This window comes from Bacillus sp. 196mf, from assembly GCF_003217275.1.
GTDB classification, from domain to species: Bacteria; Bacillota; Bacilli; order Bacillales; family Bacillaceae_G; genus Bacillus_A; species Bacillus_A thuringiensis_S.
This window is the reverse complement of the sequence record NZ_QJTG01000014.1, coordinates 1-12,728: the sequence shown is the minus strand read 5'-3', so window position 1 is coordinate 12,728 and position 12,728 is coordinate 1. Positions and strand designations below refer to the sequence as shown.

The following is a 12,728-nucleotide window of genomic DNA, read 5'->3' as shown; positions in this document are numbered from 1 at the left end:
AAAAGTGGTAACATAAAAATCAGAAAGATGAGGGATGACGATGAGCCATTTGTTAACGATGAGTGAATTATCGGAAGTAGAAATTTCAGAAATCCTAAAAGATGCAGAAGATTTTGCGAATGGAAAAGAGAGCAAAACGACAGAGCAAACTTTTGTTGCAAACTTGTTCTTTGAGAATAGTACGAGAACGAGATTTAGCTTTGAAGTTGCTGAGAAGAGATTAGGACTAGATGTTTTAAACTTTTCAGCTGATGCATCTAGCGTACAAAAAGGAGAAACTTTATACGATACGATAAGAACACTAGAATCAATCGGAACAAAAGCAGTGGTCATCCGCCATGAGCAAGATCGCTACTTCGATGAACTAAAAGATCAGGTGAATATCCCGATCTTAAACGCTGGAGATGGATGTGGAAACCACCCAACACAGTGCCTACTCGACCTTCTTACAATTAAACAAGAGTTTGGAAGATTTGAAGGTTTGAAGATTGCAATAGTAGGAGATGTTCGTCATAGCCGAGTAGCACGTTCTAATGCAGAAGCATTAACGAAGCTTGGTGCAACAATTTACTTTGCAAGTCCAGAAGAGTGGAAAGGTGAAGACAACACATTTGGAACATACAAACCATTAGATGAACTTGTTCCAGAAGTGGATGTAATGATGTTACTCCGTGTACAACATGAGCGTCATGATCATTATGAAACAGACATTATGAAAGAATATCATGAGAAACACGGATTAACAGTAGAAAGAGAAAAGCGTATGAAAGAAGGAAGCATTATTATGCATCCAGCTCCCGTAAACCGTGATGTTGAAATTGCAAGTGAACTTGTTGAGTGTGAGCGTTCACGCATATTTAAACAAATGGAAAATGGAGTTTACGTAAGAATGGCTGTACTAAAACGCGCCTTACCAAATGTATTAGGAGGAATGAAACATGAATTACTTGTTTAAAAATGGTCGTTATATGAATGAAGAAGGAAAAATTGTAGCAACAGATCTTCTCGTACAAGACGGTAAAATCGCTAAGGTAGCAGAAAATATTACGGCAGATAATGCTGAAGTAATCGATGTGAACGGAAAGTTAATCGCACCTGGATTAGTAGATGTACACGTACATCTTCGTGAACCAGGTGGTGAACATAAAGAAACAATTGAAACAGGTACACTAGCAGCGGCAAAAGGTGGATTCACTACAATTTGTGCAATGCCAAATACACGTCCAGTACCAGATTGCAGAGAACATATGGAAGACTTGCAAAATCGTATTAAAGAAAAAGCACATGTCAACGTACTACCATACGGAGCAATTACAGTACGTCAAGCTGGTTCTGAAATGACAGATTTCGAAACATTAAAAGAACTTGGAGCATTTGCTTTCACAGATGACGGCGTAGGCGTACAAGATGCGAGCATGATGTTAGCGGCTATGAAACGTGCAGCAAAATTAGATATGGCAGTAGTTGCGCACTGTGAAGAGAATACGCTTATTAATAAAGGTTGTGTACATGAAGGGAAGTTTTCTGAGAAACACGGATTAAACGGTATCCCATCAGTATGTGAATCTGTACATATTGCAAGGGATATATTGCTTGCGGAAGCAGCAGATTGTCACTATCACGTATGTCACGTAAGTACGAAAGGTTCAGTACGTGTAATCCGTGATGCGAAACGCGCTGGAATTAAAGTAACAGCAGAAGTAACACCACATCACCTAGTGTTATGTGAAGATGATATCCCATCAGCTGATCCTAATTTTAAAATGAACCCACCGCTTCGTGGAAAAGAAGACCATGCAGCATTAATTGAAGGTTTATTAGATGGAACGATCGATATGATCGCAACTGACCATGCACCGCATACAGCGGAAGAGAAAGCACAAGGAATTGAAAGAGCACCATTCGGAATTACTGGTTTTGAAACAGCATTCCCGCTTCTATACACAAACCTTGTGAAAAAAGGAGTTATTACGCTAGAACAATTAATTCAATATTTAACAGAAAAGCCAGCTGATACATTCGGCTTAGAAGCAGGTCGCCTGAAAGAAGGTAGAACAGCTGATATTACAATCATTGATTTAGAACAAGAAGAAGAGATTGATCCAACAACATTCTTATCAAAAGGAAAAAATACACCATTCGCAGGTTGGAAATGCCAAGGATGGCCGGTAATGACAATCGTTGGTGGTAAGATCGCATGGCAAAAGGAGAGTGCATTAGTATGAAAAGACAACTTATCTTAGAAGATGGAACAGTATTAATTGGAAAAGGTTTCGGAGGAGAAATCGAAAAGTCAGGTGAGGTTGTATTTACAACAGGAATGACTGGATATCAAGAAACATTATCTGATCCATCATATTGCGGTCAAATCGTAACATTCACGTACCCATTAATCGGAAACTACGGCATTAACCGTGACGATTTCGAATCGATTCACCCATCTGTAAATGGTTTAATCGTAAACGAAATTTGTGATCATCCATCAAACTTCCGTAATGAAATTTCGTTAAATGATTACTTAAAAGAAAGAAACATCCCGGGATTAGCAGGAATTGATACGAGAAAATTAACGAGAAAAATTCGTCAATACGGTACATTACGCGGACGCCTTTGTAACATGGATGCAGATGTAGAATACATCGTGAGCCAATTAAAAGCGACAGTATTTACAGATCACGTGAAACGCGTATCAACGAAAGATCCCTACCCAAGTCCAGGACGCGGACACCGAGTTGTACTTGTAGACTTCGGAATGAAACATGGTATTTTACGAGAATTAAATAAGCGTGACTGTGATGTAATTGTAGTTCCTTACAACACAACAGCAGAAGAAATTTTACGCCTTAGCCCAGATGGAATTATGTTAAGTAACGGACCTGGGGATCCAAAAGATGTACCAGAAGCAATTGAAATGTTAAAAGACATTATCGGTAAAGTTCCTTTATTCGGAATTTGCCTAGGACATCAATTGTTCGCTCTAGCATCTGGTGCAAATACAAGTAAGTTGAAATTCGGTCACCGTGGTTTAAACCACCCAGTAAAAAATCTTGCAACTGGAAAAGTAGCAATTACATCTCAAAACCATGGTTACGCAGTAGAAGAAGAATCAGTTGAAAATACAGAGCTTGAAATTACACATGTTGCTTTAAATGATGGAACAGTAGAAGGTCTTCGTCATAAGAAGTTCCCAGCATTTACAGTACAATACCATCCAGAAGCTTCAGCAGGACCTGAAGATGCAAATGATTTATTCGAAGATTTCTTAGCAATGATTGAAAACTTCAAGAAAGAAGGGGAAGAGTTATGCCAAAACGCCTAGACATTAACACAATTTTAGTAATCGGATCAGGACCAATTGTAATTGGGCAAGCAGCGGAGTTTGACTACTCTGGTACACAAGCTTGTCAATCTCTAAGAGAAGAAGGTTACAAAGTAATCCTTGTTAACTCTAACCCAGCAACAATTATGACAGATACTGCAACAGCAGATAAAGTATATATCGAACCATTAACATTAGAATTCGTAAGCCGTATTATTCGTAAAGAACGTCCAGATGCAATCTTACCAACATTAGGTGGTCAAACAGGGTTAAATATGGCTGTTGAACTTGCGAAATCAGGCATACTTGAAGAATGCGGAGTTGAAATTTTAGGAACGAAATTATCAGCCATCGAGCAAGCGGAGGATCGCGATTTATTCCGTACATTAATGCAGGATTTAAATGAACCAATTCCATCTAGTACGATCATTCATACGCTGGAAGAAGCACATGAATTTGTAAAAGAAATTGGTTATCCAGTTATTGTTCGCCCAGCATTTACAATGGGAGGAACAGGTGGCGGAATTTGTAGTAATGAAGAAGAACTAATTGAAATCGTATCCGGTGGATTAAAACATAGTCCAGTAACACAATGTTTATTAGAAAAGAGCATTGCTGGTTGTAAGGAAATTGAATATGAAGTAATGCGTGATTCGAATGATAACGCGATTGTAGTATGTAACATGGAAAACATCGATCCAGTTGGGGTTCACACAGGTGATTCTATCGTAGTAGCACCAAGCCAAACATTAAGCGACCGTGAATATCAAATGTTACGAAACACTTCATTACGAATTATTCGTGCATTAGGAATTGAAGGTGGATGTAACGTTCAGCTTGCACTAGATCCACATAGCTTCCAATACTATGTAATCGAAGTAAACCCACGTGTAAGTCGTTCATCTGCACTAGCATCTAAAGCGACTGGATATCCAATTGCAAAATTAGCAGCGAAAATTGCAGTCGGCTTAACATTAGATGAAATCATAAACCCAGTAACACAAAAAACTTACGCTTGCTTCGAGCCAGCATTAGACTATGTTGTTTCAAAAATTCCACGCTGGCCATTTGATAAGTTTGAATCAGCAAACAGAACACTTGGTACACAAATGAAGGCAACTGGTGAAGTTATGTCAATCGGACGTAACTTAGAGCAATCATTATTAAAAGCGGTTCGTTCTTTAGAGCTTGGCATTTATCACTTAGAATTAGACCACTTAAAAGAACTTGATAAAGAAACAATGAAAAAACGCATTATTAAAGCAGACGATGAGCGACTGTTTATTGTAGCAGAAGCAATTCGTCAAGGTGTAACGAAAGAAGAAATCAACGAATGGTGTGAAATGGACTTCTTCTTCTTACAAAAAATTGAAAACATCGTAAATATGGAACGCGAAGTAAAAGCGAATGTAGGAAATATGGAAGTACTACAAGCTGCGAAAGAAATGGGCTTCAGTGATCACTACATTGCAGCTGCTTGGAACAAAACGGAGCGTGAAATTTACGATATGCGTAAAGAAAGCAATATAACTCCTGTTTATAAAATGGTAGATACTTGTGCGGCAGAGTTTGAATCTGCAACACCATACTACTACAGCACATATGGTGATGAGAATGAATCGGTGATAACAGATCGTAAGAGTGTTGTTGTACTAGGGTCTGGTCCAATCCGTATCGGTCAAGGGGTTGAGTTTGACTATGCAACAGTTCACTCTGTATGGGCAATTAAAGAAGCTGGATATGAGGCAATCATTGTTAATAACAATCCAGAAACAGTTTCAACAGACTTCAGTATTTCTGACAAATTATACTTTGAACCATTAACAATTGAAGATGTAATGCACATCATTGATTTAGAAAAACCAGAAGGCGTTATTGTTCAGTTCGGTGGACAAACGGCAATTAACTTAGCGGCGAAATTAGAGGCTCACGGTGTGAAAATCTTAGGAACATCACTTGAAGACTTAGACCGTGCAGAAGATCGTGATAAATTTGAAGCTGCTTTAACAAAACTTGGTATCCCGCAACCAGTTGGTAAAACAGCAACGACTGTAGAACAAGCGGTAGCAATCGCAGAAGAAATTGGTTATCCAGTATTAGTAAGACCATCTTACGTACTAGGTGGACGTGCGATGGAAATCGTATATCGTCAAGAAGAACTGCTGCACTACATGAAAAATGCAGTTAAAGTTCATGCAGATCACCCAGTATTAATCGACCGTTACATGGTTGGTAAAGAAATTGAAGTAGATGCAATTTCAGATGGTGAGAATGTATTCATTCCAGGTATTATGGAACATATTGAACGCGCTGGAGTTCACTCTGGTGACTCAATTGGAGTATATCCACCACAAAGTTTATCTGAAAAACTAAAAGAACAAATCATTGAACATACAATTGCACTTGGAAAAGGATTAAACATTGTTGGATTACTAAATATCCAGTTTGTAGTATTCAAAGATCAAGTGTACGTAATTGAAGTAAACCCACGTGCAAGCCGTACAGTACCGTTCTTAAGTAAAATTACAGGCGTACCGATGGCGAATGTTGCAACGAAAGTTATTTTAGGGCAAGACCTAGTAGAGCAAGGATACGGAACGGGCTATCACCCAGAAGAGAAAGAAGTATATGTAAAAGCTCCGGTATTCTCATTCGCGAAACTACGTTCAGTTGATACAACATTAGGACCTGAAATGAAATCAACAGGGGAAGTAATGGGTAAAGACTTAACGCTTGAAAAAGCATTATATAAAGGATTAGTTGCTTCAGGAATTAATATCCCAACGCACGGATCAGTAATCATTACTGTAGCGGATAAAGATAAAGAGGAGGCGATGGAAATTGCAAAACGTTTCCACGAAATCGGCTATAACTTATTAGCAACAGCTGGAACAGCACAATCATTAGAAGAGCAAAATATCCCAGTACAAGTTGTAAACAAAATTGATTCTGAAGACTACAACTTACTAGATATTATCCGTCAAGGAAAAGCACAGTTTGTAATTAACACATTAACAAAAGGTAAACAACCAGCGCGTGATGGTTTCCGCATTCGCCGTGAATCAGTAGAAAATGGCGTGGCTTGCTTAACATCACTTGATACAACAAGAGCAATCTTACGAGTATTAGAATCTATGACATTCTCAGCTCATTCAATGAAAGAAATTACGCAAACAAAGCGTCACGAGGTGGTACATGCATGATGCAAAAGCAAAATATGATCGTCGTTAATCAAAAAGAAATCGCAAAAAACATTTACGAGTTAGTGCTTCAAGGAACTTTAGTACAGCAAATGAACGAACCAGGGCAGTTTGTACACATTAAGGTAGCAGAGGGCATTGCGCCCCTTCTGCGCCGCCCGATTAGTATTTGTAATGTAGATCAAGAGAAGAACGAATTTACAATGCTATATCGTGCGGAAGGACAAGGGACAAAAACATTAGCAACTAGAAAACAAGGTGAAATGGTAGACGTACTAGGACCACTAGGACACGGTTTTCCTGTAGAAGAAGCAGAAGCTGGTCAAACAGCTTTACTAGTAGGCGGGGGGATTGGTGTACCACCACTTTATGAACTATCACAGCGCCTCGTTGCAAAAGGTGTACGTGTAATTCACATCTTAGGTTTTCAAACGAAAGATGTAGTTTTCTATGAAGAAAAATTTGCAGAACTTGGTGATACGTACGTTGCGACAGTAGATGGTACACACGGTACAAAAGGATTTGTCACAGATGTAATTGATAATTACGGAATTGACTTTGATATTCTTTATTCATGTGGTCCGTTAGCGATGCTTCGTGCATTAGAAGGACGTTACAAAGAGAAAAAAGCCTATATTTCATTAGAAGAACGTATGGGCTGCGGTATTGGAGCTTGTTTCGCATGTGTATGCCACTTACAAGAAGATCCAAGTGGACATTCTTACAAGAAGGTGTGTAGCGACGGACCAGTATTTCCAATCGGGGAGGTTGTACTATGAACAGATTGCAAGTTGAATTACCAGGATTATCATTAAAAAATCCAATTATACCGGCATCTGGATGCTTTGGATTTGGTCGTGAATATGCACAGTTTTACGATTTAAGTGTACTAGGATCAATCATGATTAAAGCGACGACAGAACAACCACGCTATGGAAATCCAACACCTCGTGTTGCTGAAACACCGGGCGGCATGTTAAATGCGATCGGACTTCAAAACCCAGGGTTAGAAAAAGTAATGAATTCTGAATTACCATGGTTAGAACAATTTGACCTTCCAATCATTGCTAACGTTGCAGGCTCACAAGCTGAGGATTATGTAGCGGTTGCAAAGGAAATTTCTAAAGCGCCTAATGTCCATGCACTAGAATTAAATATTTCTTGTCCGAACGTAAAAACAGGTGGTATCGCCTTTGGTACAAATCCTGAAATTGCTGCTGATTTAACGAAGCGAGTAAAAGAGGTTTCTGAAGTACCTGTATACGTGAAGTTGTCACCAAACGTGGCAAACATAGTGGAAATTGCAAAAGCGATTGAAAATGCAGGTGCAGATGGTTTAACGATGATTAATACATTGCTTGGTATGCGTTTAGATTTAAAAACAGCTAAACCAATTTTAGCAAACCGTACAGGCGGATTATCAGGTCCTGCGATTAAGCCAGTAGCAATTCGTATGGTATATGAAGTAAGCCAAGCGGTTAACATTCCAATTATCGGAATGGGTGGTATTGAAACAGCGGAAGATGTAATTGAATTCTTCTACGCTGGCGCAAGCGCAGTTGCAGTAGGTACAGCGAACTTTATCGATCCGTTCGTATGTCCGACAATTATTGAAGAGTTACCAGCATTACTAGATGAATTAGGATTTGATCATATTTCGGAATGTCAAGGAAGGAGCTGGAAGCAAACATGTCACAGTCGTTAATCGTTGCACTAGATTTTCCAGGGAAACAAGATGTAGAACAATTCTTGCGCCACTTTGAAGGGGAAGAGTTATTTGTCAAAGTTGGTATGGAGTTATTTTACAAAGAAGGCCCTGCAATTATTACGTACTTAAAAGAAAAAGGACATAAGATTTTTCTAGATTTAAAACTTCATGATATTCCGAATACAGTAAAAAGCGCTATGCGTAGCCTAGCTAGTCTAGATGTTGATATGGTAAATGTTCATGCTGCTGGGGGAAGCAGCATGATGAAAGCTGCGATTGAGGGATTAGAGGAAGGTAAGCAAGAAGGAAAAGAGAGACCGATTTGTATTGCAGTTACACAACTAACAAGCACTTCGGAAGCTATGATGAAAAAAGAGATTGGCATTGAGAAGACGTTAGAAGAAGCGGTTGCTCATTATGCAAAACTAACGAAAGAAAGTGGACTTGATGGCGTTGTTTGCTCAACGCTTGAAGTTCCAAAATTACGTGAAGTATGCGGGAATGAATTTGTAACAGTAACACCGGGGATTCGTCTTGCAAGCGATGATGTAAATGACCAGGTGCGCGTAGCAACACCGAAACGTGCGAGGGAACTTGGCTCAAGCTACATCGTAGTTGGACGTAGTATTACAAAAGCAGAAAATCCGCTTGAAGCGTATAAAACAGTAAAACAACAGTGGGAAGGTGTAACAGTATGAAAAAAGAAATCGCATCGCATTTATTAGAAATTGGAGCAGTATTTTTACAACCGAATGATCCATTCACATGGTCTTCAGGTATGAAATCACCAATTTATTGTGATAACCGTTTAACTTTATCTTATCCAAAAGTACGTCAAGCGATTGCAGCTGGATTAGAAGAGTTAATTAAAGAGAACTTCCCAACTGTAGAAGTTATTGCAGGAACAGCAACTGCTGGTATTGCGCACGCTGCATGGGTAAGCGATCGTATGGATTTACCAATGTGCTACGTACGTAGTAAAGCAAAAGGCCACGGTAAAGGGAATCAAATTGAAGGAAAAGCTGAAAAAGGTCAAAAAGTTGTAGTAGTAGAAGACTTAATTTCAACTGGCGGAAGTGCAATTACATGTGTAGAAGCACTTCGCGAAGCTGGCTGTGAAGTATTAGGAATCGTATCAATCTTCACATACGAGCTAGAAGCAGGAAAAGAAAAGCTAGAAGCAGCTAACGTAGCATCATATTCTTTAAGTGATTACAGTGCATTAACTGAAGTTGCAGCAGAAAAAGGTATGATCGGACAAGCTGAAACGAAAAAATTACAAGAGTGGCGTAAAAATCCAGCTAACGAAGCTTGGATCACAGCGTAACATGAAAAAAACGACCGCGGGGGAACGCGGTCGTTTTTTATATTATTGTTAAAACTTCAAGTAAAGTTCCATCAATATCAAAGAAAATCATATTACAATCTCCTTAACTACTTAGCGCTTTCTGCAAGCTCATATCCTCTTACAAACAATAAAGTCATATAAGAAACAATAAATGAGAAGATGCTGTACATGCCAACCCAAAAGAAAAATTTTGGAGTAAAGGCGATAACACCTATTATTAAAAAACTAGCAAACGTTACAATCGGCATTACGTAATACGTTTTCGTCTTGCGCGTTCCAATAACAGAAACGATAAAGATAAGTAATGGACAAATTAATAAGACGAAAATCAATTCATTCATAGGTATGTCCCCTTTTCTAATTGCAGTAATCTGTTTCTCGTAAACGTTTTGAAATAATTACTCTCCTAATATAATTTCGCTAAGTAATAACGAATCCCTCTTGAAAACTGATAATTCATGATGAATTTTACAAGCAAAAAACGTAAGCAAGAGAACACTTGCTTACGTTATAGAATAAACATCGCAACGATCGTGGTGACAATTAAACCGATAACAACCGGTAAAAAGTTTCGGCGTGCAAGTTCAAATGGATCGACTTTACAAATCGCAGCAGCAGGAATAAGTGCCCAAGGAATTAACGTCCCGCCCCCGGTCCATATAGCTGCAATTTGCCCGAGTGCTGTTAATGTAGCTGTTCCATGGCCAAGTGCTGTTCCAAAAAGATTGGCAATGGAACCAGCAAGTGATATACCTGAAAAACCTGATCCATCTAAGCCGGTAATGACACCAACGATGGTTAATGTCCCTGCCGATACATATTGATTTAAAGGAACAGTTTGAGATAAAGCGATGCCTAAGTCGTTAATGATTCCGTGTGAACCTTTCGGTAAATAGTCCCCGATAATTTTCACAAAGCCACTATCTCCTAAATAAAAGAGTGCAGCGATAGGAATAACTGGTCCGAAAATTTTAAAGCCAAATTGGAGCCCTTCTATGAAATAATCGGTCGTTTTATTCAGTCCATTACCTTTGTAGGCGATGAGAGAAATGATGATAATCATAATAACAGTTGTTCCGCCGATAAGTGCAGTTGCGTCGCTTCCTTGTAGTTGAAATTGAATCATGCAAAGGATATCAATGATATATACGATAGGGATACAAATAGCGAGCCATTTCTTTGTGCGAGGAGATAATGAAGTGAGCGTTTTAGAAGACTCAGTTGATAGAATAGATTCTTGTATAGCTAAGCCTGTATGAAACTCTTTTCGTAAGAAGAAAAAAGCGACGGAAGTTGTCACAACGCCCATAACGATAACGAGTGGAACACTTGCAGATACGACGCTGGAAACAGGGAGACCAGCAGCGTCTGCGGTTAATTTTGGTGCGCCTTGTATAACGAAGTCGCCGGATAAAGCAATCCCATGACCGAATAAGTTCATAGCAATTGCTACTCCAATTGGGGGGAGACCTACGCGTACAGCAACCGGTAATAAAATAGCTCCCATTAATGCAACAGCGGGAGAAGGCCAAAAGAAGAAAGAAATTGTCAATCATCAAAAGGCCAATAATCCAGTAGGCGAGGGTAGGGGTACGGATCATCTTTGTAAATGGTGAAATCATTGTATCATTTATACCGGTATGAACGAGTAAATTGCTCATGGATACAATAATAGAAATGATTAATATAGTTGGTAATAGCTCAGTAATGGCGTAAATAAAACTTTGAAAAATGCCGCTAACGGCAAGAGGGATAGAACTTGTAGCAGTTAATGCTAATAAAAAGATAAAAACGATACAAATAATTGTAGTATCTTTCCGGAGAATAAAAAAGGTAATAATAGTGAGTAAACAAATAACATAGAGAGCGTGTAATAGCGTTAATTCAACTCCCATAACATTCACATCCTTAGGCAATCGTGTAGTTTATTGTATGAAAGTAGGGAAAGTATGTGAGTATAAGAAACAGAAAAAAAGGTAAAATTTCATGTACTGCAATGGTAAGGATAGAAAATGGATGTTACAATACAATTAATCCTAAAAATGGAATTCGAGGAGGGCTTATGCACAAAAAAATTGGATTTTGGGGGTTTATCATATCTTGTAGTCTATTAATCATTTTAAAGCTATTTACAAACAATGAATGGATAAGTATTATACTTGTTTTCGGGTTTGTATTTATACTTTTATATAACTGGGATGGTATGAAACAATATAGTAAGAAAAGTATTGGAATTATGATAGGTATCATTGTTGTTTGCTCATTGTTCGCAGGGGTTATTTTAATAGAGGGTCAGAAACAAATGGAGAAAATGTCTATTTTTCAAGAATGGATGTCTTCTGCAAACGGTCTTTATCTTGTAATTATAGTTGTTATTTTTCTAAGAATTGTTATAAGTATAGCAAGTTACATATTAAAGGAGAAGTAGAATGGGGGAGTACGAATGAGAGAAAAAATAGGATATTATGGTGTGCTAGTTTGTTTACTATTATCAGTTATTTCAGGACAATTTCTTAACAGTGAATGGGTACCAGTTATATTATGTATAGGAGTATTGATTTTTGCTCCTATGTATCGCTGGAATGAATGGAAAGCATATAGTCGAAAAAAGAAAATGGTTTTCAGCATCGAATTTGTCATTATAATCAGTACAATTCCGTTTTTGTTATGGAAAGGAAATGAGATAATAGATGGAATTGTAATGTTTCAAGGGTGGTTGTTTATTGCGAAAATGCTATATTTAATATGCATTTTAATGTTGGTAGTGGTAGTCATTAAAATAGTAAACGAAAAGCTATATAAGTTGAATTTAAGCTTTACAATTGAACGCACAATCGATTAATCACTTTTTCAGGTGTGCGATTTAACTCCTGGATAAAAGCCTGTACATTTTTTTGAATCTCGTAGACCGATGAATAAAAAACGTTATGGATGACGTCAGATTTGAGCCATTTCCATAATCCTTCAATTAGATTTAAATCCGGGCTGTAGGGAGGTAAAAATACCAATTCTAAGCGATGCAGATGTCTACTTAAAAACGGTTGGATGAGCTTCGCATGATGAATACGCGCATTATCAAGAATTATGGCTATCTTCCCGTTGGGATAGCGTTCAAGTACCTTTTGAAGAAAACGAAGAAAGGTATCCGCATCA

General features: G+C 38.3%; 12 protein-coding genes and 1 pseudogene. 10 read left to right on the top strand and 3 right to left on the bottom strand.

The window, feature by feature from the left end; genetic code table 11:
• Positions 1 to 40 precede the first annotated feature (40 nt).
• Genes pyrB through pyrE form a run of 8 tightly spaced genes read left to right on the top strand, consistent with a single transcriptional unit; the run spans position 41 to position 9,554 of the window.
• Positions 41 to 955: an aspartate carbamoyltransferase gene (pyrB, locus tag ATL10_RS18755; RefSeq protein WP_000018860.1), complete on the top strand. Its 915-nt coding sequence runs from the start codon at positions 41 to 43 to the stop codon at positions 953 to 955.
• Positions 939 to 2,225, top strand: coding sequence for a dihydroorotase (pyrC, locus tag ATL10_RS18750; RefSeq protein ID WP_001108371.1), 1,287 nt, complete (start codon positions 939 to 941; stop codon positions 2,223 to 2,225). Before pyrB ends, pyrC begins: the two co-directional genes overlap by 17 nt.
• Positions 2,222 to 3,319, top strand: coding sequence for a carbamoyl phosphate synthase small subunit (locus ATL10_RS18745; protein WP_000828670.1), 1,098 nt, complete (start codon positions 2,222 to 2,224; stop codon positions 3,317 to 3,319). Before pyrC ends, ATL10_RS18745 begins: the two co-directional genes overlap by 4 nt.
• Positions 3,304 to 6,522: a carbamoyl-phosphate synthase large subunit gene (gene carB, locus ATL10_RS18740; protein WP_001126128.1), complete on the top strand. Its 3,219-nt coding sequence runs from the start codon at positions 3,304 to 3,306 to the stop codon at positions 6,520 to 6,522. Before ATL10_RS18745 ends, carB begins: the two co-directional genes overlap by 16 nt.
• On the top strand, positions 6,519 to 7,298 hold the full coding sequence (gene pyrK / locus ATL10_RS18735; RefSeq protein WP_000983359.1) for a dihydroorotate oxidase B electron transfer subunit: 780 nt from the start codon (positions 6,519 to 6,521) through the stop codon (positions 7,296 to 7,298). Before carB ends, pyrK begins: the two co-directional genes overlap by 4 nt.
• Positions 7,295 to 8,224, top strand: a complete 930-nt coding sequence (gene pyrD, locus ATL10_RS18730) for a dihydroorotate oxidase B catalytic subunit (RefSeq protein ID WP_110497324.1) — start codon at positions 7,295 to 7,297, stop codon at positions 8,222 to 8,224. The genes pyrK and pyrD overlap by 4 nt, the downstream gene beginning before the upstream one ends.
• Positions 8,209 to 8,925: an orotidine-5'-phosphate decarboxylase gene (gene pyrF / locus ATL10_RS18725; RefSeq protein ID WP_000083496.1), complete on the top strand. Its 717-nt coding sequence runs from the start codon at positions 8,209 to 8,211 to the stop codon at positions 8,923 to 8,925. The genes pyrD and pyrF overlap by 16 nt, the downstream gene beginning before the upstream one ends.
• Positions 8,922 to 9,554 carry an orotate phosphoribosyltransferase gene (gene pyrE / locus ATL10_RS18720; protein ID WP_053563751.1) on the top strand — a complete coding sequence of 211 codons (633 nt, stop codon included), beginning with the start codon at positions 8,922 to 8,924 and terminating at the stop codon, positions 9,552 to 9,554. Before pyrF ends, pyrE begins: the two co-directional genes overlap by 4 nt.
• Before the next feature lie 107 nt (positions 9,555 to 9,661).
• Here the strand turns inward: pyrE and ATL10_RS18715 are convergent, their stop codons facing one another.
• Positions 9,662 to 9,916, bottom strand: a complete 255-nt coding sequence (locus ATL10_RS18715; RefSeq protein ID WP_001003933.1) for a YbeF family protein — start codon at positions 9,914 to 9,916, stop codon at positions 9,662 to 9,664.
• 167 nt (positions 9,917 to 10,083) lie between these two features.
• A pseudogene (locus ATL10_RS18710) lies at positions 10,084 to 11,470 on the bottom strand (hypothetical protein).
• A gap of 101 nt (positions 11,471 to 11,571) precedes the next feature.
• Here ATL10_RS18710 and ATL10_RS18705 point away from each other — a divergent pair.
• Together ATL10_RS18705 and ATL10_RS18700 are read left to right on the top strand one after the other, a co-directional pair.
• Positions 11,572 to 12,003: a YoqO family protein gene (locus ATL10_RS18705; protein ID WP_072940569.1), complete on the top strand. Its 432-nt coding sequence runs from the start codon at positions 11,572 to 11,574 to the stop codon at positions 12,001 to 12,003.
• Between the two features lie 15 nt (positions 12,004 to 12,018).
• Complete coding sequence (locus ATL10_RS18700) at positions 12,019 to 12,417, top strand: YoqO family protein (RefSeq protein ID WP_110497323.1); 399 nt, start codon at positions 12,019 to 12,021, stop codon at positions 12,415 to 12,417.
• On the opposite strand, the gene ATL10_RS18695 is transcribed toward ATL10_RS18700, so the two are convergent.
• Positions 12,392 to 12,728 (bottom strand): IS630 family transposase (locus ATL10_RS18695; RefSeq protein ID WP_110497321.1); only part of this gene is annotated, 337 nt, incomplete at its 5' end. The genes ATL10_RS18700 and ATL10_RS18695 overlap by 26 nt on opposite strands.